At 45.9% G+C, this 22,443-nt stretch carries 18 protein-coding genes; 9 read left to right on the forward strand and 9 right to left on the reverse strand.

The window, feature by feature from the left end; all coding sequences use genetic code 11:
* Positions 1-5: 5 nt before the first annotated feature.
* From AC1EK1_RS05610 to AC1EK1_RS05630, 5 genes are all read left to right on the forward strand, one after another.
* Positions 6-1,325 carry a bifunctional folylpolyglutamate synthase/dihydrofolate synthase gene (locus AC1EK1_RS05610; protein WP_480306065.1) on the forward strand — a complete coding sequence of 440 codons (1,320 nt, stop codon included), beginning with the start codon at positions 6-8 and terminating at the stop codon, positions 1,323-1,325.
* Positions 1,326-1,446: 121 nt separating this feature from the next.
* Positions 1,447-3,837 (forward strand): ferrous iron transport protein B, encoded by a 2,391-nt coding sequence (gene feoB, locus AC1EK1_RS05615; protein ID WP_480306067.1) that lies wholly within the window; start codon positions 1,447-1,449, stop codon positions 3,835-3,837.
* 491 nt (positions 3,838-4,328) lie between these two features.
* On the forward strand, positions 4,329-5,660 hold the full coding sequence (gene ffh / locus AC1EK1_RS05620) for a signal recognition particle protein (protein WP_480306068.1): 1,332 nt from the start codon (positions 4,329-4,331) through the stop codon (positions 5,658-5,660).
* A gap of 64 nt (positions 5,661-5,724) precedes the next feature.
* A complete protein-coding gene (folD, locus tag AC1EK1_RS05625; protein ID WP_480306070.1) occupies positions 5,725-6,624 on the forward strand; it encodes a bifunctional methylenetetrahydrofolate dehydrogenase/methenyltetrahydrofolate cyclohydrolase FolD in 900 nt (299 codons plus the stop codon).
* 39 nt (positions 6,625-6,663) lie between these two features.
* Positions 6,664-8,742 carry an HD family phosphohydrolase gene (locus AC1EK1_RS05630; protein ID WP_480307269.1) on the forward strand — a complete coding sequence of 693 codons (2,079 nt, stop codon included), beginning with the start codon at positions 6,664-6,666 and terminating at the stop codon, positions 8,740-8,742.
* Positions 8,743-9,220: 478 nt separating this feature from the next.
* Here the strand turns inward: AC1EK1_RS05630 and AC1EK1_RS05635 are convergent, their stop codons facing one another.
* The 7 genes from AC1EK1_RS05635 to rlmD all read right to left on the reverse strand — a co-directional run bounded on the left by AC1EK1_RS05635 (position 9,221) and on the right by rlmD (position 16,780).
* On the reverse strand, positions 9,221-9,712 hold the full coding sequence (locus AC1EK1_RS05635) for a flavodoxin (protein WP_480306074.1): 492 nt from the start codon (positions 9,710-9,712) through the stop codon (positions 9,221-9,223).
* Between the two features lie 271 nt (positions 9,713-9,983).
* On the reverse strand, positions 9,984-10,442 hold the full coding sequence (locus AC1EK1_RS05640; protein WP_480306075.1) for a hypothetical protein: 459 nt from the start codon (positions 10,440-10,442) through the stop codon (positions 9,984-9,986).
* Positions 10,443-10,610: 168 nt separating this feature from the next.
* A complete protein-coding gene (prfA, locus tag AC1EK1_RS05645) occupies positions 10,611-11,699 on the reverse strand; it encodes a peptide chain release factor 1 (RefSeq protein ID WP_480306076.1) in 1,089 nt (362 codons plus the stop codon).
* Positions 11,692-12,864, reverse strand: a complete 1,173-nt coding sequence (locus AC1EK1_RS05650; protein ID WP_480306102.1) for an AIR synthase-related protein — start codon at positions 12,862-12,864, stop codon at positions 11,692-11,694. Before AC1EK1_RS05650 ends, prfA begins: the two co-directional genes overlap by 8 nt.
* Positions 12,851-14,905 carry an ATP-dependent zinc metalloprotease FtsH gene (gene ftsH, locus AC1EK1_RS05655; protein ID WP_480306077.1) on the reverse strand — a complete coding sequence of 685 codons (2,055 nt, stop codon included), beginning with the start codon at positions 14,903-14,905 and terminating at the stop codon, positions 12,851-12,853. The genes AC1EK1_RS05650 and ftsH overlap by 14 nt, the downstream gene beginning before the upstream one ends.
* A 6-nt stretch (positions 14,906-14,911) precedes the next feature.
* Positions 14,912-15,277: a ribosome silencing factor gene (gene rsfS, locus AC1EK1_RS05660; RefSeq protein WP_480307270.1), complete on the reverse strand. Its 366-nt coding sequence runs from the start codon at positions 15,275-15,277 to the stop codon at positions 14,912-14,914.
* An 81-nt stretch (positions 15,278-15,358) separates the two neighbouring features.
* Positions 15,359-16,780 carry a 23S rRNA (uracil(1939)-C(5))-methyltransferase RlmD gene (rlmD, locus tag AC1EK1_RS05665; RefSeq protein ID WP_480306080.1) on the reverse strand — a complete coding sequence of 474 codons (1,422 nt, stop codon included), beginning with the start codon at positions 16,778-16,780 and terminating at the stop codon, positions 15,359-15,361.
* A 626-nt stretch (positions 16,781-17,406) separates the two neighbouring features.
* Here rlmD and AC1EK1_RS05670 point away from each other — a divergent pair.
* The 3 genes from AC1EK1_RS05670 (at position 17,407) to AC1EK1_RS05680 (ending at position 19,762) form a co-directional block, all read left to right on the forward strand.
* Positions 17,407-17,847 (forward strand): single-stranded DNA-binding protein, encoded by a 441-nt coding sequence (locus AC1EK1_RS05670; RefSeq protein ID WP_480306081.1) that lies wholly within the window; start codon positions 17,407-17,409, stop codon positions 17,845-17,847.
* Positions 17,848-17,931: 84 nt separating this feature from the next.
* On the forward strand, positions 17,932-19,281 hold the full coding sequence (gldE, locus tag AC1EK1_RS05675; RefSeq protein ID WP_480306082.1) for a gliding motility-associated protein GldE: 1,350 nt from the start codon (positions 17,932-17,934) through the stop codon (positions 19,279-19,281).
* Positions 19,238-19,762 (forward strand): 4'-phosphopantetheinyl transferase family protein, encoded by a 525-nt coding sequence (locus AC1EK1_RS05680; protein ID WP_480306083.1) that lies wholly within the window; start codon positions 19,238-19,240, stop codon positions 19,760-19,762. Before gldE ends, AC1EK1_RS05680 begins: the two co-directional genes overlap by 44 nt.
* On the opposite strand, the gene AC1EK1_RS05685 is transcribed toward AC1EK1_RS05680, so the two are convergent.
* Positions 19,759-20,796: an NAD-dependent epimerase/dehydratase family protein gene (locus tag AC1EK1_RS05685; RefSeq protein WP_480306084.1), complete on the reverse strand. Its 1,038-nt coding sequence runs from the start codon at positions 20,794-20,796 to the stop codon at positions 19,759-19,761. The genes AC1EK1_RS05680 and AC1EK1_RS05685 overlap by 4 nt on opposite strands.
* 126 nt (positions 20,797-20,922) lie before the next feature.
* Positions 20,923-21,273, reverse strand: coding sequence for a 50S ribosomal protein L19 (gene rplS, locus AC1EK1_RS05690; RefSeq protein WP_480306085.1), 351 nt, complete (start codon positions 21,271-21,273; stop codon positions 20,923-20,925).
* A gap of 435 nt (positions 21,274-21,708) precedes the next feature.
* On the opposite strand from rplS, the gene AC1EK1_RS05695 reads away from it, so the two are divergent.
* Positions 21,709-22,218 carry a hypothetical protein gene (locus AC1EK1_RS05695; protein WP_480306087.1) on the forward strand — a complete coding sequence of 170 codons (510 nt, stop codon included), beginning with the start codon at positions 21,709-21,711 and terminating at the stop codon, positions 22,216-22,218.
* Positions 22,219-22,443: the final 225 nt, after the last annotated feature.

The following is a 22,443-nucleotide window of genomic DNA, read 5'->3' on the forward strand; positions in this document are numbered from 1 at the left end:
CAACAATGGACTCATATTCTCAAGCCGTTGCATTTTTATTTAACCAAATTCCTGTTTTCCAAAACATTGGGTCGAAAGCCTATAAGCCTGGGCTAAGCAGAGTAGAAGCCCTTCTCAAACGATTTGGCTCTCCTCAGACAAAGTTTCGATCCGTGCATGTAGCGGGAACTAATGGCAAAGGGTCGACCTCATCGCTTATAGCCTCAACACTACAAGAATCTGGACTAAAGGTGGGGCTTTTTACCTCTCCTCACTTGGTGGATTTTCGTGAGCGCATACGTGTTAATGGCGATATGATATCCGAAAAGTATGTCCTTGACTTTGTCAAAAAAGTGGCACCGGCAATTCCCTCGGAGATAGAGCCCTCCTTTTTTGAGCTCACTACGGCGATGGCTTTCAGTTACTTCTCCGAGCAAGAAGTGGATATAGCTGTTGTTGAGGTTGGTATGGGCGGAAGGCTGGACTCGACCAATGTCATAACTCCACTTGTAAGTGTCATCACGAATGTGAGTCTGGATCATACCGCCTACCTTGGCAATACACTCTCGGAAATAGCATACGAAAAGGCCGGTATCATCAAGCCAGAAATTCCGGTGGTCCTTGGGCGTAGTTGCGAAATGGATGTAACCGAGGTTGTCACAAAAAAGGCGGCAGAATGCCATGCACCCCTGACCCTTGCTGATCACAAGCAAGAGATACTAATGTATTGCGAAGATGCAGAAGGATATAAACTCACTACAGCGCATTTTGGGACTCTATCATTGCCACTTCCTGGCATATATCAGATTGAAAATGCGACGACTGTCCTTCACGCGCTGTCGATCCTCCGCCAATGTGGCGTACATATACCGGACGATGCCGTTGCTAGAGGTTTTGCCAATGTCGCCCAAGTCGGCCTGAGAGGGAGGTTAGAAGTCCTTCAACCAGATAGCCCCAGAGTCGTTTTGGATACCGGGCATAATCCTGGCGCTTGGACTTACTTAGGACCTCAACTAACAAAGTGGCATAATGATGGTGGTGTTCTTTGTGTGATCGGGATGGCCTCGGACAAAGATGTCGCTACAGTCCTATCCCATGTACCAAGCACGGCTCAGCTCATCTGCACACATGCCAAGAGCGAACGCTCAATGCCGGCAGATCGGCTGGCCGACCTGGCTCGAAAAGTCGGTATTGAAAACATATTGGTTATTCCGGAAGTAATGGATGCCTACAATCAAGGCATACGAATATGCCAAGAGAAAAGCATTCGGACTCTCTTCATCGGTGGAAGCAATTTCGTAGCAGGTGAACTTATCAATGGGCTAAAAGGAGGGTTTGCACATTAGAGGCTTGATTTTACCCATATCACGCCATTCATTCATGCGGAAATACCAATAAGTAGGTATATCGCTTTATTGAATACGGGAGTATATTTGCGCAGTAGAATAAAAATATGAAACAGACAAAATGAAACTATCTGAACTAAAAACCGGCGATCGTGGAGTCATTATTTCCCATCATGCACCCAAGGTTTTTAGAAAGCGATTGCTTGAGATGGGTTTCATACCCGGAGAGGAGATACTTGTGGTAAAAAATGCTCCTCTAAAGGATCCTGTAGAATACCATATATTGGGCTATAATATTACTCTCCGTCGTTCTGAAGCAGAGACGATTGAGGTTCGGAAAATATGTGACTCCGAACCCCGAACAACAGAGAGTCCAAGTCAGCATTGCAAATACTCATCGGAAGGTCCTAAGCCCTTGTATGCCAATACATCTTTTGAACAGAGGCATATCATCAAGGTTGCATTCGTAGGGAATCCCAACTGTGGTAAGACATCACTATTCAATGCAGCCAGTGGAGCATCTGAGCATGTGGGCAATTACAGTGGAGTGACAGTCTCTGCCAAGACAGCTATCTATCGACAAGGGGGCTATACATTTGAGCTTACTGACCTTCCCGGAACTTATTCACTCTCATCATACAGCCCTGAAGAGCGCTTCGTCCAGCAATATATTTTTGGTAATGATGCGCCCGATATCGTCCTAAACGTAGTTGACGCATGCAACCTCGAGCGTAATCTCTATATGACTACACAGGTTATGGAGAGCGGACTTCCTATGGTGATTGCTCTAAACATGTGGGATGAACTTGAGCAGAGTGATAGTCAACTAAATACAGATACCCTAAAAGAACTTATCGGCATACCAATGGTGCCAACCGTTGGGCGAACCGGTTTTGGACTTGAAGAGCTTTTTTCGGAAATCATCAGGTTATTTGAACATCGATCTGATGTGCGCCGTATTGTTGACGTTCAGTATCCCGAGTTTTTGGAACAAGCGATAGCGTTCACCCAAGAAGCAGTCTTGCAAGTAGAAGAGAGTAGCAGTACGCCCATACTCGGAAGGGTACGCCCTAGGTTTATTGCAATAAAACTTCTCGAAGAGGACACCTCCTTCATAGATTTGGTCAGCAAGTGCTTACCCAAGATGGAGTATCTGATCTCTAGAAGCAAGTATGCGATTCAGGACTACGAGAAAAAGACTAATCACGAAATCCAAGAAAGCATCACCAATGGCCGATACGGTTTTGTACGAGGTGCACTCCAAGAGACGTACAGTCCGGACTACTCCAAAATTACAGAGAGGAATCAAAAGATAGACCATATTCTGACGCATAAAATCTGGGGGTATCCGATATTTCTTCTGATTATGCTTCTCACGTTTCAGGCGACCTTTCTACTTGGGCAGTATCCCATGGAATGGATTGAGACGGGGGTGGATTACCTCAACACCTACATTGGCGCATGGATGTCCCCCGGACCACTACGAGACTTAATTACAGACGGTGTTATATCGGGGGTGGGAGGAGTACTTGTGTTTTTGCCCAATATCGTCATCCTCTATCTATGCATATCTCTAATGGAAGATACCGGATATTTGGCGAGAGCGGCATTTCTGATGGATAAAATCATGCATGGCATGGGATTGCATGGCAAGTCCTTTATTCCACTTTTGATGGGGTTCGGGTGCAACGTTCCTGCGATCATGTCTACGCGTACTATCGAGAATCGCAACGCACGCATGGTGACGATGCTGGTAAACCCATTCATGAGTTGTAGCGCACGACTCCCTATTTATTTGTTGCTCGCAGGCACCTTTTTCCCTAATAGAGCAGGTCTAGTGCTCTTTGCACTGTACTTTCTCGGGATTGTTGTCGCTGTAATCAGCGCACTCCTTCTAAAGCGTTGTTTCTTTTCTAGCGATGAGACCCCCTTTGTGATGGAGCTTCCTCCATATCGTATTCCAACACCCATTAGCGTTTTCCTGCACATGTGGCAACGGAGCAAACAGTACCTAAAGAAAATGGGATCTACGATATTGGTGGCATCTATCATCATATGGGCACTTGGGTATTTTCCCCACTCTTCTGATCCGGAGATCACACCATCTGAGCAACAAGAACAATCCTACATCGGGCAACTGGGGCATGCTATACAGCCTGTATTTGAGCCACTCCACTTTGATTGGAAAATGAGTGTAGCCTTATTGACCGGAGTCGCTGCCAAAGAGATTGTCGTAAGCACTATGGGCGTTCTCTATGGAAATAATTCTGATGCGACAGGATTACCCAGCAAGCTCCAACATGAGACCTACTCTGATGGCGCCAGAGTCTTCACGCCGACAGTGGCGTTTGCATTCATGGCTTTCACACTTTTGTACATTCCATGTATAGCAACGGTAGTGGCAATAGGCAGAGAGTCTGGGTCGTGGAAGTGGGCATGCTTTCAAGTGGCATACTCTACCACAGTGGCTTGGCTTATCGCATTTTTGATTACTTTCCTTTTTGTGTTTTGATCAAGGCATGCAGTCAATCATTGTATATTTCATTATCGCTATTGCCACTGTTATTGTGGTCAGGCAAGTTGTAAGAATCCTAAGAGGAAGTAAAAAAGGCTCCTGTTGCTCATGTCCAGCTCAGAGCCTATCTAAATGCAAACACCAACAACAAGGTACCCAAAGCTCCCATCCAGCTCGCTAAACACGGTCGGATATTTCCCCTTTATCCACACTCAACAGTTACGATGAAGAGCAAACACCCCACCCCTACTTTCTGAGAATTTTTCTAAGTGTAAGTTACTGGGGGCCCCCTATAGGACTGCCATACGTTTTCTACGACATTGAACACCAAACATATTGATGTCGAATACTATATCGGCTGTGATTTGAGTTGTAACAAGGGGGTCAGCAGACACTCAGTCTAAGAGCTTATATTGAAGACTAAGGTTCTAATAAATTGGTAACTTTGTGTGTTATATTATCCAATAATTGAGAGTACACACAGAGAAATGTTTAATAACCTATCAGAACGTCTTGAACGGTCATTCAAGATACTCAAGGGCGAAGGAAAAATAACAGAACTAAATGTAGCCGAAACCGTCAAAGATGTGCGACGAGCACTCCTAGAAGCGGACGTCAACTATAATGTCGCAAAGACTTTTACGGATCGAGTACGGGAGAAAGCCCTAGGTCAAAAAGTACTAACCTCGGTAAAGCCGGGAGAGTTGCTGGTCAAAATAGTGCATGATGAGCTCACCGCCCTGATGGGAGGAACAGCAGCTCCATTTAAGACTGATGCTCATCCGAATATCATATTGATGTCAGGTTTGCAAGGATCTGGGAAAACCACATTTACCGGAAAACTCGGCAACCTCTTAAAGACCAAGTATAACCTCAAGCCACTTCTTGTCGCTGGTGACGTATATCGGCCAGCGGCAATTGACCAGTTAAAGGTTCTCGGTGAACAGTTGGGCCTCCCTGTATATACGGAGGATGGGAGCCAAGATCCGGTTGCAATTGCACAAAATGCGCTAAAACTTGCTTTCAAAGAAGGGTATGACACGATCATCATAGATACAGCAGGTCGTCTTGCTGTTGATGATGTATTGATGGATGAGATCTCACGGATCAAGGCTGCAGTCCACCCCACAGAGACACTCTTTGTCGTTGACTCTATGACAGGGCAAGACGCTGTGAATACGGCCAAAGAGTTCAATGATCGATTGGATTTTGACGGAGTGGTACTTACCAAATTGGACGGAGACACTCGCGGCGGAGCTGCACTATCTATACGGACAGTAGTGGACAAGCCAATCAAGTTCATCGGCACTGGAGAAAAGCCTGACGCGATTGACGTCTTTCACCCAGAGCGGATGGCAGATCGTATCCTCGGGATGGGCGATGTAGTCTCTCTTGTAGAGCGCATGCAAGATCAGTACGATGAACGGAAAGCGGCCGAACTAGAGAAAAAGCTCAAAAAAAATGAGCTAGATTTCAACGACTTCTTGGAACAAATCCAAAACATTCGAAAGATGGGGAACCTAAAGGATCTTTTGGGCATGATTCCGGGAGTTGGCAAGCAAATCAAAGATCTGGATGTTGATGACAATGCCTTCAAGAGCATTGAGTCCATCATAATGTCTATGACTCCCCAAGAGCGTACACATCCTGATCTCATCAATGGGTCAAGGAGAAAAAGAATCGCAGATGGTAGCGGAAACTCACTTCAGGAGGTAAATAGAGTGATAAAGCAGTTCATGCAATCACGAAAATTACTGCACAACATTTCAAAAATGAGTGGAGGCTTACCCAGTGGACTAAAAGGCATGCGAAATAGGTAAGCCATATAGATAATAGTTGCGATAATTGCCCAAATACACACAATATACCACAGGAAAAGAAACCATGAATAACCAACCATACACTCTACTTGACGGCAAGCGAGTAGCGGGAGAGATTGGGCGAGAAATTGCTAATGAGGTACACGCCATAGTTGAGTCAGGTCATGAGCCCCCTCACCTAGCCGCCATACTTGTAGGACATGATGGCGGTAGTGAAACCTATGTAAAAAACAAAATAAGGACCTGCGAGGAGCTAGGCTTTAGGAGTACCCTCGTTCGTTTTGACAACGATATCACCGAAGAGGAGCTCCTCAAGGAGGTTGGCAAAATGAACCAGGACGACAATATTGATGGCTTTATAGTCCAGCTTCCATTACCCAAGCATATCGATGAGCAAAAAGTAATTGAGGCGATTGACCCTTCAAAAGATGTTGACGGCTTTCATCCGATCAATATCGGTAAAATGAGTATAGGCTTGCCCGGATTTGTCTCTGCAACACCGGCCGGAATCTTGGAGCTCATGAAGAGATATAACATTGAGACCCAAGGCAAACACTGTGTTGTACTTGGACGAAGCAACATAGTTGGGAAGCCGGTAGCATTACTTATGCTACAAAAAGCATATCCAGGTGATGCCACTATTACAGTTTGTCACAGTAGGACTAAAGATATTGAAGAGATTTGCAGAACGGCGGATATCATAATAGCCGCACTTGGCTCCCCCTATTTTCTCAAAGAAAATATGATAAAAGAAGGAGCCGTGGTGATAGATGTCGGGACGACACGCATACCGGACAATAGTCGGAAAAGTGGATATCGCCTTGCCGGTGATGTTGACTTTGACAACGTGGCACCTCACTGCTCCTATATCTCGCCTGTTCCGGGTGGCGTGGGGCCTATGACCATTATCACCCTTATGAAAAACACGCTTATAGCGTGGCACCGGAGAAATAGTACCCGATAAATCAGCAATACCAAACTCTCTGTAATAACAGATCTCCACATGAGGTTAAACAAGAAAATGTACGCTAGAGCAATCATGGTACTGCTTGTATCTGCATTGCTTCTGACTTCTTTATATCCCAAAAGAGAGCAAGCTCGCTTTAAGTACAGATATACACTCAATCAGCCATGGCGCTACGAAGATGTTGTGATTGCCGAATTCGATTTTGACATTCGGAAAAGTCCAGATAGGATCCAGGCAGAAAAGAGTGCTATAGAAAATACGATGATTGAGTACTACACTGTACAACCTCAAGTGTATATTCAACAAAAGAATCGGCTAGCCGAAGCCTACAACAAAGACAGTCTGCCCTCCGAGCTCATACGTCACAGTGGATACATGCGTTACCTGCTTGATGAACTCGAAAAGATCTACAGCATTGGAATCATAAAAGACCGCGCCGATGCCCAAATATCGGACACCACCCAACTCTATGTAATTGACACGGACAATGTTGCCAAAAGTCGAACCGGTGCCGATGTTTTGACTCAGAGACAGGCTTGTAAACGGTTATTCAAGGATCTACCTACAGGACTTGACTCTCTCGTATTGTTACGAGCAAATATTGCATCATACATTAGGCCAAACCTCTATCTCAATGAGAGCATGACCGACCAGATGCTAGAGTCCAGAAAGTCAGCCATAGAGGAGACAATCGGGAAAGTATCAAAGGGTGAGAAAATCGTAGGTCAAGGCGAAGAGGTCACACCGGATGTCTTTCAAAAACTCGAGAGTTATAGACAGGCCTATGAGCAGCAGTCAATATCGGATGAGGAGGTCATTTTACAGCGAGTAGGCATATTTCTACTGATCACACTTCTGCTCTTTGCCCTTCTTCTTTACTTCTCTGCGTTCAGGCCAAACGTACTCATAGATGGGCGGAATTTGCTTTTTATTTTCGTTCTGGTTGACTTTTTTGTCGGACTTACGTACCTATTGGTCCCGATAGCACCACTTTCAGTTTACATGATTCCGTACTGTATGATCGCCATACTTGTACGTATTTTCATCGACTCTCGTACGGCATTCGTGACTTTTTTGATGACGGTAATCCCGAGTTCGTTGATTGTTCCTGATCAGTTGGAGTTCATTATACTCAATGTCATAGCAGGACGTATAGTCATTGTTACCCTTCATAACCTTTCTCAACGAAGCGATCTTATTAGGACTACTTTTTATGTATTCCTAACTATGGTCCTGACCTACGTCATATACTCAATGGCTATGGGTACGAACTTGCATGAGCTAAAGTACGTCACACTCCTGTATTTCGCCGTCAACTTGGTATTCTTGATGTTTTCGTACTCTATGGTCTACCTTGTTGAGCGTAGTTTTGGCTTTGTGTCCAATATCAGCTTAGTTGAGCTCGCAGATATCAACAAACCTCTATTGCGTCGCCTAAGCGAAGTCGCACCAGGTACTTTCCAGCACTCCCTAAACGTCTCTATTCTGAGCTCATCTGCAATTGCTAAGATAGGTGGTGATGTCCAGCTAATCCGCTCTGGGGCACTCTATCATGATATCGGTAAAATGCGCAACCCCATATACTTCACAGAAAACCAAGCGTCCGGGATCAACCCTCATGACAACCTATCTTATGACGAAAGTGCTAGACTTATCATCAAGCACGTCACCGATGGTGTAGAGATGGCAGAAAAGGCGAAATTGCCAAAGCAAATTATTGATTTTATCCGCACACACCACGGCCTCGGGATGACTAAGTACTTTTACATCCAATACAAAAATGCAAATCCAGAGAAGGTCATTGACGAGACGGTCTTTCATTACCCAGGTCCGAATCCCTCAACTAAAGAGCAAGGGGTACTTATGCTGGCCGATGTTGTGGAAGCATCGTCCCGGAGCTTGGGAAATCTGACAGAAGAAAAGCTCATCAACCATGTTACGAAAATGGTAGATGAGGTTGTTGCAAGTGGGATGCTAAAGAATACTCCGCTCACATTTAGAAACATTGAAATCATCAAGCAGGTATTTATTGACAAACTTAGAACGATGAACCACGCAAGAATCAAGTATCCGGAGCTCAAAACGGTAGATACAGCGTCTGGAGAAAAATCCTAAACATCACTTCTTGTCGTGTAGTCAAATACTATCCGCCTCATCAACAAAGATTTCCAAACCTAAATTTGTTCAGGAATCTGATTGCATAAAAATACAATTGGCACTTTCAACATACTGAATAAGACCTAAATAACGCCAAAAGCAGGTGTGTCAAAACGATTTTTGACGCACCTGCTTTTTTGATCTATTCTTGCCAAAATCTGTTCTGCTGTTGTCCTCAAAAAGGCTAATTTTGAGCAGTCAGTAACTCACAGACAAACAACACTTTGTAAAGGGCTTGATTTTTGACGGATAGGAGCAATCTGTTTGACGGATAGAAGCGATTTATTTCACGGATAGAAGCGATCGCTTAGGCGGATTAGAGAATTTTCCAAACGGTCGGAGGAGACTTTTTCAATGCGCCTCCGATACAAGTAACGAGGGTGTGTCAAAACAGTCGTTTTGACACACCCTCTCTTATATTTATCTAGACCGTGTATTACTTCAGGGTCTTGACCCAAGTGGCAATACGATCGTCAGTCTGATCATCTTCATTCACTTCGTCAATCAAAAGTCCGACAAAGTGTCCATCCTTTTCAGCTTGGGACTCCTCATAGTTGTACCCGTCAGTAGGCATGCTACCAATCATTGTGCAACCACATCCAGACACTTCGTTGTATATCAGGCCCACGGCATCACAGAAGCTATCACCGTATGAGTCGCTATCACCCGTGCCAAAAACGCCCACTTTTTTACCGTTGAGGTGCCCTTTGAGTTCCTCTAGGAAATCATACCAATCGTCCTGCAACTCGCCATCTCCCCAAGTAGAAGATCCGAGAAGAAGGATGTCATAGGCATCAGCATCGGATGCATCAGCATCAGCTACATCATAGATATCATCGCTTTCTACTCCAAGTTGCTCAGCAATACGCTTAGCGATATCCTCAGTGGTACCGGTGGATGATCCGTAAAAAATTCCAATCTTACTCATTGTAGTATCTTTCTTATGTGTGTTGTTGGTTAGTTAGTAAACTCCATAGATCATGAGGGAAAAAGTGCCCCATGCTTTTCATGCCAAATATACCCAATCTTTACAGACTCCACAATAGCTACCCAATGGAACGGAATAGGCGTATTCCACCTAATAAAACAAATGGAAGATGGCCAAAAACGGTTGTTTTGACACATCCTCCATATCTTATAATCCCCCTAGTCACGAGACTCGAACATCCTAGTAGGGGGGATGCTACAGTGACATCGGGTTACATATTGGAAGAACTCACGTTCGTCCTCGAACTGTTGTACGAAAAGCTGGCCTCATCACGAGAGCCTAAGTCAAAAGATTCCTTCTTCTTCCTAACCACTTTTCCATTCACTTTCTCAACAAACAGATACTCCCCCTTTGCATTTGGAGAAACGCTTACTTTCACACGAAAAGACTTAGCATTTTTCGTCACAAAGGAGTATTTCAAGATCTTTCCAGGTAAAATTCTAGTTTCAAACTCTGCAGGATTTTTCTCACTCTTGTCCTTGTTATTGAGGACAACTGTAGATCCATCCGTCCAAAGAAGGTAGGAGATGTGGACCTCACCGGATATAGCATGCACAGTAAAGGAGTACTCGTAATCAGAGGTCTCACCAGGCTTGACAGTATCGTTTTGGCAACCGGAAAGGAGCAGAAGTGTGGCGATACAAGCTTGTATCAGAATGTTTTGTTTCATTGGTGACTTTTGTGTGTAGTTTGAATTTAGCCAGCAAAGATACCCATTACTCACTTTTCACCATAAAAGTCAAATACACAACCCGTGTGCGTTCATCTTCTTGCACAATTGATGCTCCACAAAAGTGTTACATTTGGTCGGACTTTTGGGCAACAGTTGCTACTCCTTTTATAGTTCCGTATTTGTTATGCGACTAGCATTTTCCGCGACAGTCAGAGCATCAATAAAGGGCTGTATGTCTCCGGCCAATATATCATCCAGTTGATAGACCGTTAGATTGATCCGGTGATCTGTCACTCTCCCTTGAGGGAAGTTGTAGGTGCGTATCTTGGCAGAGCGATCACCGGTACTGACCAAGGTTTTGCGCTGTGATGCGATTTCGTCCAGATACTTCTGGTGCTGAACATTGTATATGCGAGTGCGAAGCTCATTCATTGCACGTTCTTTGTTTTTGATCTGAGAGCGTTCATCTTGGCACTGCACCACTATTCCGGTGGGGATATGGGTGAGCCGGACAGCTGAGTAGGTAGTATTTACCGACTGACCACCGGCTCCCGACGAGCAGTAAGTATCCACTCTGATGTCCGCATCGTTTAGAACCACTTCTTCTTCGTCAGCCTCGGGTAATATGGCAACTGTGGCTGCCGATGTGTGGATCCTACCCTGGGTCTCTGTGGCAGGTATCCGCTGGACTCTATGGACTCCACTCTCATACTTGAGCGTTCCATATACATCGGTTCCTTGTACGGTGAACACAATCTCCTTGAAGCCCCCCAAGGCCCCTTCGTTCATTGACGTTGTGGAGATCTGCCATCCCCGCTCCAGGCAGTATTTGGTATACATCTTGTATAAGTCACCTGCAAAAAGTGCGGCCTCATCTCCTCCGGTACCGGCACGTATCTCTACAATGGCATTCTTTTCGTCATCAGGATCCTTGGGTACAAGGAGAAGCTTGATTTGCTTTTCCATATCGGGCAGAAGATCCTCGATCATCTCAACCTCCGATTTAGCCATAGCCACCAACTCTGGATCATCTCCCGCAGAGATCAATTGTTGGTTGTATTGTAGATTATCCCTTAGGCTCTTATAGTCAGCGATCTTATCAACAACCTGCTCTAGATCGTTGTATTCTCGACTCAACTTCTCAAAGCGTTTGCGATCGGCAATGACCGCCGGGTCAGAGAGCAACAACATTACCTCGCGGTAACGATCTTCGAGTCCTGCGGTTCGTTCCAATAAATCAAAGGCATCACTCATACTCAAAACGCCCAAGGGGTGAGTCTATAATGAGTCGGTTGGATGGAGCATCTTCCACCCGCCCAATGATACGAGCCTCAATGCCAAAAGCTGACGCAATGTCAATGATCTCTTGAGCATACGCCTGCGGAATATAGATCTCCATCCGGTGTCCCATGTTGAATACCTTGTACATCTCTCGAGGGGGAGTTTTACCTGATTCCAAGATGGTCTGGAAGAGGATTGGGATCGGAAAGAGATTATCCTTGACCACCTGTTTGTTCTTGACGAAATGAAGGACTTTTGTCTGTGCTCCACCAGTACAGTGAACCATGCCATGCACTTTTCCTCTCAGTGCATCCAAGACTTTGACAATAATAGGTGCATAGGTCCTAGTAGGAGAGAGAACCAACTTGCCATAGTCAATGTCTAGGCCCGGAACCTTTTCCGTGAGCTGTTTATTTCCCACATAAACAACCTCGTCTGGCAACATAGTGTCATAGGTCTCAGAGTACTCTGTAGCCAATCGGTGTGCGAAGACATCGTGACGTGCAGAGGTGAGTCCGTTACTGCCCATTCCCCCATTGTATGTCTGCTCATAAGTAGCTTGTCCGGTGGATGAAAGGCCGACAATCACATCACCGGCGACAATGCGTGCGTTATCTATCACGTCCGAGCGCTTCATTCGGCACGTAACCGTACTGTCCACAATAACCGTGCGTACCAGATCACCGACATCAGCCGTTTCGCCACCGGTAGGATACACTCCGACCCCTAGATCCCTGAGTTGCGCCAGTATTTCATCTGTACCATTGATGAGTGCACTGATCACCTCACTAGGTATCAAGCGCTTATTCCGACCAATTGTACTAGAAAGGAGGATTCCATCTGTTGCACCGACACATAGGAGGTCATCTAGGTTCATCACGATTGCATCCTGCGCTATTCCCTTCCAAACCGAGAGGTCTCCGGTTTCCTTCCAATAGGCATAGGCGAGCGAACTTTTTGTTCCGGCGCCATCAGCATGCATGATGTTGCAGTATTGCGGGTCATTGCCTAGAATATCAGGAAGAATCTTGCAAAATGCCTGAGGGTACAATCCCTTATCAATGTTGCGTATTGCGCTGTGCACATCTTCTTTGTCAGCAGAGACGCCTCTCATCTGATAGAGTTCATTGCTTTTCATCATTATTGGATTCTTCTTCATGGTGTTGCTCACCATCAATGTTGTTGTCCGAGGATTTCACACTATTGTCTTCCTCTGTATCATTCAGCAATTCATCTGCACGTGATACCCAGGGGCGCTTGCCTAGTATCCGCTCGACATCCTCTGCCAGGATCACCTCATTGTTGTACAGTAGGTCAGCGACCGCCATATGTCCATCCTTGTGCTTCCTTAGGATTTCCTTAGCTCTCTCATATTGAGTATTGATGATGTTCAGAACCTCTTCATCTATCAAGCGAGCTGTTGCTTCGCTGTATGGATTTTTGAAGCTATACTCACCTTGGTTATCCTCATAGTTGATGTTCGGTAGTTTTTTACTCATCCCAAAGTAAGTCACCATAGCCTGTGCCATCTTGGTTACTTTCATTAGGTCGTTCGCCGCACCGGTAGAGATACACCCAAGCGTAAGTTCTTCAGCAGCACGTCCTCCCAAGGTGGCACACATCTCGTCCAAGAGTTGCTCTGTTGTTGTGATTTGGCGTTCTTCCGGAAGGTACCAAGCGGCCCCAAGTGCCCTACCCCGTGGGACAATCGTCACCTTGATAAGGGGGTTGGCATGCTCAAGCATCCAGCTGATGGTGGCATGTCCTGCCTCATGGATGGCGATAGATTTCTTTTCGGCGTTAGTGGTTATCTTCGTCTTTTTTTCCAGCCCGCCTACGATCCTGTCAATGGCGTTCATAAAGTCATCCCGACCTATTGAGTCTTTGGAATGCCGAGCCGCTATCAGTGCTGCCTCATTGCACACATTGGCAATATCTGCGCCAGAGAAGCCTGGGGTTTGGCGTGCCAAGATGTCAACATCCACACTACTATCCATCTTCAGTGGTCGCATGTGGACTAAAAATATCTCTTTTCGCTCGTTGAGATCAGGTAAGTCTACATGGATCTGTCTATCAAAACGTCCGGCTCGGAGGAGTGCTTTGTCCAGTATGTCAGCACGATTGGTAGCCGCCAATATGATCACACCACTATTGGTGTCAAAACCATCCATCTCCGTGAGCAGTTGGTTCAACGTATTTTCCCGTTCATCATTACCTCCGAATCCTGCATTTTTCCCTCTGGCACGTCCTATAGCATCAATCTCATCAATAAAGATAATGCATGGGGCTTTTTCCTTGGCGTTCTTGAATAGATCACGGACACGCGAAGCCCCTACCCCCACAAACATCTCTACGAAGTCCGATCCCGACAGAGAGAAAAACGGCACACTGGCCTCTCCGGCGACAGCCTTAGCCAGTAATGTCTTACCGGTACCGGGAGGACCTACAAGCAGTGCGCCCTTGGGGATCTTGCCACCAAGCTGAGTGTATTTCTTGGGTTCGCGCAGAAAGTGTACAATCTCTTCCACTTCCTGTTTTGCCTCACTAAGACCTGCAACGTCTTTGAACGTCACCTTGACCCTACTTTCGGCATCAAAGAGTTGAGCTTTGGACTTGCCGACATCAAAGATTCCGCCACCCATATTGGCCCCTCTAGTCATTCGCCGAGTCATCCATATCCAGAAAACGATTAGGAGCAAGAAGGGCAAAAAGCTCATCAAAATATTGAAAAAGTTGACCTTGTCGTGGACGTAAGTAACTTTTGTCGCAGAGAGCTTGTCTTGGCTACGTAAGTTTTGATACAGGTCATTGAATGCCTCCGCTCCAGGCATCTCGGTTTGGACCAAGACGGTGGACAGAAGCGAAGGCCGCTGTTTTTGATTTTGGAAGGACTTGGTGACACTTTGCTCTCGCAATAGGTTTTCCTTATCCTTTTTGACCAAAGCCTCTATGACCCCTTTGGATGGGTATACGGTTACCTCCTGAAATGCCTCTCCTTCTAGCAATTGCTGAAAACGTGACCACTCTACTTTCTGGACACGCTGATCATCAGAAAACACAAGGATAGTTCCCAAAACCACGAGCAAGCCGATGAACAGCCAACTCATATTTGGCTTGAACCCTCCTTGTGGTCGAGGATCAAGAGGGGCCTTATTGGGTTGTTTTTTATTTGTTGCCATGGTGTATCAGTCAAGGTCCGGGATGTGTGTTATCTTTGCATCCGCCCATAGTTGTTCTAGCCTATAGTATTCTCTCATCTCTGGCAAAAAAAGATGTACCATCACATCTCCATAATCCATTGCGATCCACTCACCTCCTCCCACATGGGTACGCAACGGCTTTTCGCCGGCCTTCTCCTGTGTTTTGTCCCATACAGCTCCCTCTAGAGCTCGGAGTTGAATAGGTGTATTTCCCTCGGCGATGACCATATAGTCACATGCGCGGTCGGGGATCCGATGCATATCAAGCACGGTCACACCATGCCCTTTTTTGTCTTGAATTCCTTCCGTAATGCTATCTATCAAGACTTTTATTTCCTTTCTTGGGTCCAATGTCTTTTATTTCTCTTATTGTTGTTGATTATCTCTAAACCTCTATCTCTATAGTCTTTTGTGCAATGTTCATGCCAACCATCAGAGGGCATTTCGCTCCAAAAGGACCACGTTTTCCACATGATGCGTCTGCGGAAACATATCGACCGGCTGTACCACTGACACTCTATAGTCCACGCCAAGCAACTGGAGGTCACGCGCCTGACTTGCCGGATTGCAGCTTACATACACGATACGCTTGGGAGCCGCTCTCAGCAGGACCTCAATGACCGATGGATGCATCCCGGCTCTTGGAGGATCGGTTACGATCACATCAGGGATACCGTGTTGGTCTAGAAAGTCAGCTGTCAGGACATCCTTCATATCCCCCGAAAAGAACTCCATATTGGTCAGCCCATTGAGAGCCGCATTCTCACGAGCATCTCGGACCGCCGCCTCCACATACTCTATTCCGATTACCCTCCTTGCGCTTTTGGACAAAAAAGAAGCAATCGTACCGGTGCCGGTATAGAGGTCATAGACTAGATCGCTTGGCTTGAGGTTAGCCAGTGTGCGGACAAGACTGTACAGCCTGTAGGCTTGTGCCGAGTTGGTCTGATAAAAGGACTGCGGTGCCACCTTGAACCTTAGCTCCTCCATCTCCTCCCAGATATACGGCCGACCGGAAAACAGCTGCACCTCTAGATCCGACATACTGTCATTTACCTTGGTATTTACGACATACATCAGCGAAGTAATCTCCGTGAAATTTGCCTGAATAGCAGTAAGTAGTTCCTCTTGCTTTTTCGGATTATTCTCGCCAAACATCAGGACGACCATTACCTCCCCGCATGTACTCACCCGGATCATCATCATCCGCACCAGACCTTTATGCCCCTGAAGGTCATAAAAGCTAAAACCCTCACGGGTCATGCAGTACTCGCGGACAAAATCTCTCAAGCGGTTGTTGAGCTCATTCATCAAGTGGCACTCCGACAAGTCCAACACCTTGTCAAACTTGCCGGGAAGATGAAAGCCCACTCCCCGCTTATCCGCTATCTCGACTCCACTTTCAAGCTCGTGGTGGGTGATCCAGCGAAATTGTGAAAACGTAAACTCTAGCTTATTCCGATACCCATAGATCTCTTGAGCACCAATAATAGGTCTCCTTTCACGCACTTCGATATCGCCTATACGTTGCAGCTGATCATACACTTGCTGCTCTTTTGCCGCCAACTGCATCTCATACGGGACGTGTTGCCACTTACAACCGCCACATACACCGAAGTGCACACACTGTGGCGCCACTCGATCCGGAGATGCCTCCACAAGGCGTTCGACCACCCCCTCCGCATACTTCTTGCGACGGCGAAGGAGTCGCACATCTACCAGGTCACCGGGTGCCGTAAAGGGGACAAAAACGACCCTGTCATCGGGGAGGTGTCCAATGCACTTCCCTTCAGCGGCCATGCGTTCGATGCGAATATTGTCGACAACCTTCTTTGTTGCTTGTCTTGCAGACATTAGTGAGTCAGATCCTTTGTGAGTACATATATATTATTGTGTCTATCGCAACCAGGTGCGAGACACACCGACCAATAGAATGCACAAACTTACTCATTAAAATGATAAAGGACGCATGCCAAATACCACCAAGATTCCGCAAGCGGTGGCAGAGCGAACTGACGACGGTGAAAGAAAGTGTAGGCAGGCTCACCCTTTGTCTTTGGTGAGATTTTCACCTCATCCTCATCCTCAATAAATAAAATTCTAAAGGTTAAAAAGTCATCCCTCTGTACTTCCAAACTATTTTTCCCGGATGAAAAACTCGAAATCACTATGTGATTTATTCAAATCACTAAGTGGTTTATTCAGATCACTGTGTGATTTCTAGAAATCACACAGTGATTTTATCTTTTCCTTGGACATAAGCAACTTTTTCTCCGACCCCGTCGACTTTTTCTCCAAGGAGAAGAACTTTTTCCCCTTCCCGTCAGGTAAAGCCAAATAACGTCCCGGCTCATCCTTCGCACAATTTTCCGAAGGCTCCCAAAAGTGAATAAGCGGACTTCCACAAAGACCTTTCTGAATTTATAGACTAAAAGTGGTATCTTTGACCCGTTGTACAGTAGATAAAAACTCTAAAAGCGATGACCTACAATAGGATCACCCTCAGAGGATATGTAGGAGGTGACCCAGATATAAAGTACATAGACCCCTCTACGTGCATCGTCACGTTTCGGATGGCGACACATACCGAGGGGTATGTGGATCATGAAGGTCGTGTGGTCGTAGACAATGTGACCGAATGGCACCGTATACTCTGCACATACCAATTGGCTCAGCACGCAGAGATGGTCGTCCGAAAGGGACTGATGGTGGAGGTAGAAGGCAGGCTCTCCTACCGAACTGCATACTCCAAGGGGGGAATAGAGCACAAATATGCTTTCATTTTGGCAGACAAACTCGACATATTGACTCAGGAGGTGCGACCTGAAGAGGGCAAAAAAGAAGAAGAATCCCCGAACAACCCATATGGACTTTACCTAGACGCACTAGAATGTGACTCGGAGAAAGAGCTACCGTTCTGACCCCCTTGCTTTTTCACAAAAAGACCTAACACATTTTTAGTACAGCACCCATACAAACTAGTCAAAGAAAAACAGAAAACTACCTTGGAAGATCCAGCCATACTTAGTACTGCACTGGGAGATATTTACATGACCCCGATCTCCACTTACGAGATCATTGCCTTGGTGCTGATCATCATCTGCCTTTACTTCAGTGCGTTCTTTTCAGGATCGGAAGTGTCTTTTTTTTCACTTCTCCCATCGCATATAGAAGAGCTCAAGGAGAGCAACAACCCTCGAGACAAAAAGATATTAGACCTCATTGACGACTCGGAGTCCCTCCTCGGTACCCTCTTGATCGCCAACAACTTTTTCAACATTTCCGTCATCACCCTCACGGAGTACATCATGACGCACTTATTTGACTTCCGGAACGCCCCCACTGCAGGGTTTGTCGTCCAAGTCATCGGCACAACATCGGTCATCCTACTCGTGGGTGAGATCATCCCCAAAGTTTTGTGCCAACTCAATCCCCTCGCACACACTCGAAAAAACATCACAGGAATGTATAGGGCTTGGCAGATCCTTACCCCCATTACACAAGGGCTGGTCCGTCTCGGCACGTGGATCAGCAAGCCTTTTCAGACCACCAAAAGCGAACTCAACCACGAGGAGCTGAGTCGAGCAATCGAACTAACCACAGCAAATACCGAAGAGCAAGGAGTACTCAACGAGATCATACTCTTTCATAAAAAGAGTGTTGCCGAAGTGATGCAGCCCAGAATGGAGATTAAAGCTCTAGACCTTGAGCAAAACTTTGGATATGTACGCACATTCATCATTGAAAATGGATACTCCCGAATACCGGTATACGAAGAACGCATAGACAATATCAAAGGGCTACTATATGCCAAGGATCTACTGCCTCACTTGAAAGAAGGGGATGACTACAATTGGCAAAAATTGTTGCGTGAAGCAATGTTCGTACCCGAAAGCATGATGGTCAGCCACCTGCTGGAGGATTTTCGGAGCCAAAAGGTCCACATGGCTATCGTGGTAGACGAGTTTGGCGGGACCTGCGGATTGGTTACGATGGAAGATCTGCTGGAGGAAATTGTGGGTGAGATCAACGATGAATACGACGATGATGAACAGCTCTACACCGAGAATCCGGACGGGACTTACACACTGGATGGCAAAATCTCCATCCTTGACTTTCTCCGAGTGGTGAAGGTCGCCAACTACGATGAAATCATCAAAGAGACAGACGAAGCAGAGACATTGGGCGGACTCTTGCTGGAGATAAAACAGGACTTTCCAACTGTGGGTGAAGTGATCAACATAGAAGGTCATGCTTTCAAAATCCTAGAGATGGGGCGTCGTCGTATCAGCAAAGTGTTATTTGTGCCATATGGAGCCAAAGCTAATCCTACTGCCCAACAACCTAGAACATAACCCCCGAACAGCTATAGAGGAAGCCATATCGGCCGAATTGGGGAAATCCGTAACAATAGGGCACAGAGCAAACGGAAGCCCCTACCTCAATGAAGACACAGCATCGATCAGTATCTCGCACTGTCGTACTACCCTTGGAGTCCTAATTGGCCCGCGCGACAGCACACTGGGAATAGATGTCGAGGACAAGTGGACTCAGGCTCAAAAAGTTTTCAAAAGGTTCGCCACCCAAGAAGAGCTGTCTATCCTAAAACACATAGATCCAATACATCCATTGTGGCTCTGGACTGCAAAGGAAGCGGTGTACAAAGCGTTTTCAACCCATGTCAGTCACTTCTCCAGGGACATACGGCTGACTGGTGTGAAAAAAGGCGGAAAGCTACAGATGCTGGTTTCCGAAAGCATCCCTGTATTTGTACAGTGCAAACTCTACAATTGGCACTGCGCCGTCTCGATCGTTACAGCGTTGGATATGGACTAAAACGATCTGAAGAAAAACTTCATAGCCTCCTTATCGCACTCCTTGACTGCTTGATAAGGCCTACTCAAGTGGAGGAGATAACTCTTGACCAACCGAGAAACAGCCTGTGTCGCTAATCGTTGTGCCAAAGGTATCGAGTCTTGTAACTGACGGTAGTAGTCTTTCAGCGTATCTCGTCTAAAGTGCAAGAGCTCCTCCAAATGATCGCCATCCTCGTAATAACCACAATGGTAATTTTGGGTGGCAAAGGCAATCCGGGGGAAGTCAAATTCACCAAGGCCATAGATTCTAAAGTTATTTTCAAGGAACGTACGGTATGTAGTCGTACACTGTGGACCACCTCCCAAATTGAAGATTTTCCCAGTCAATTCCTCCAGCCTAGACAAGCCGTTCACAAAGGCTCGAGCAGTATCCTTGGGCGTACAAATCTCAAAAAGTTGCTCCAAAGGCATCCGAAACATCAATCCGGACATCATGTGATTGCCCGCTCCCATGATGGCCGAAAGTCGGAAAATCGTCCACTGCAGAGAGCTGCTTATGATTGCTTGCTCCATCAGCACTTTTCCGGCGCCATAGTGGTCATCCGATACAGGGTTTACCTGATCTGTCACCTTGATAAAAGGATTGAGAAAGCGATCTCCATACACAGCGACACTTGATGCGAACATCAAAAATGCTCGTGGCGCATAGTGCTCTAAAGCCACAACTAGGTTCTTTGTCCCCTTTATATTTACAGAATCAACCAAGTCGGGGCGATCAGAAGCAAGTGGAGGAATGACTGACGCCATATGTATGACTGCATCAACACCTGTCACCGGAGATACCAAATCTATAGGAGACGAAATGTCACCCAGATAGACTTCGAGGTCATCACCATAACGACCAAAGTATTCCCTATTCTTAGGGGTATCTAGATCAAAAACACGAATATCAAAGGTGTTTTTTTTCTCCATCAAAAGATCTAGAGCACACCGGCCTATATGTCCACCGGCCCCAGTCAACAATACTTTTAGCTTTTTAGTCTTTTCAGTCATGGCTCACGATATTATATATTTGGCTAAATAGCCCTATTCCCTCATGCAAGATACCAAAAAGGTTAACAAAAAATGCCCTGAGATATCTCCCAAGGCATTTTGATAATCATATGCACACAAAAGTAATCAGAACGAGCGACGCTCCCGGATTCGTGCACTCTTGCCTCTTCTTTCACGAAGATAATAGAGCTTAGCTCTACGCACACGACCTTTTTTGTGTACTGTGATCTCCTCGATAAAAGGAGAATTCATCGGGAAGATACGCTCTACACCGATTCCATTAGAAATCTTACGGACTGTGAAACGCTTATTTGCGCCTTCTCCGGAAATGCGAATCACATCTCCCCGGAAAACCTGGATACGCTCCTTGGCACCCTCTTTGATTCGATAGGCAACCGAGATCGTATCTCCACTGTGAAACTCTACGAGTTCCTTGTCCGTTGCGAATTCTTTTTCTACTAGCTTAATCAAATCCATGATTATTTTGCTTTATTGAATTAGTAATTGACTAAACGCAACATACGCGAGCCACACAAAACTTCTCACCAGAGGTTACGCAAAGCACCGCAAATTTACCAATTTAATTTGATCAATGCTAATATGTCTAGTGAAAAGGCAATGGGACACATTCCGATCTTGAGTAGAACAGAGATTTTGTTTAGCAAAAAATCTCCGAAAGGCATTCCAGAACCTGATTTCCTAGCACAAACCGCTGTAGATACATGGAAGTACTTACGCCTAAAAAACAGCTGGTACTATTTGACTTAGATTTGAAATATTTTGTATCTTTAGTTCAAGATTCAACCCCCATTGTGATTGATTAACTGCTTTCCCGTTTTCGGGTTTGTTTTTATGTTCAAATGTAACGTCGTACGGCTACTTCAATGGCACCCCAGGGTTCTATTTACTATCATGGGGATACTGTTGTTCGTGGTAGGCTGTGGTGAGCAGGAGGAGAAGGAAGATAATACGATCCTTAGCAAGGAGGTGACGGAAGTAAAAAGCATCTCCGAGGTGGAGGCACTTGTCAAAAGCAACTGTCTAGATGATACCCAACCGGACGAGAGTACCCTCTTTTACCAACAAAACAATCAACTAGCCCTAGACTTATCGATGCCTTGGAATAAAGGTACAGAGCCACTTTCTGAGTTTGTAAAGAAATTCAGAAGCGATGCACGCTATCGCAAAATACGCTTAGCTCTACAAGAGGGTGTTTACAACCCAAGGAACATCAGTGAGTATGCATTCGTAATTTCAGCCCCAGACAGTACTGGCTTCTTTTCGGCTTGGAGCTACGTAAGCATAGATTCTGCCGCATTTTGTATTGGTTGGATGGATTCGGAAGTTCTAGAGGAGTTTGGTATAGTTCGGGCTGACAGTACGCAAAATTGGAAGTTGGTCAACTACTATCATGCGACCTGAATCCTGTTTTATCTCACAAATAAACAAGCGATCATCCCTCTAAGTGCCTTTGCCAAAAGCACGCTTCTACAACGGCTTCTCCACCATGAAGGCACCTAGTCTAGAGCTTGAAAAAACCCTTCACCCGGCGTGCTTAAAGCGTAGCGTTTTCAAGACTTACTTGGGAAGTGTACAGTGAAAGAAAAAGTGGCCACTGATCAGAACCACAGTTGGGAAAGAACTAGT

It is taken from the genome of Porphyromonas sp. C0026D3 (assembly GCF_056590775.1).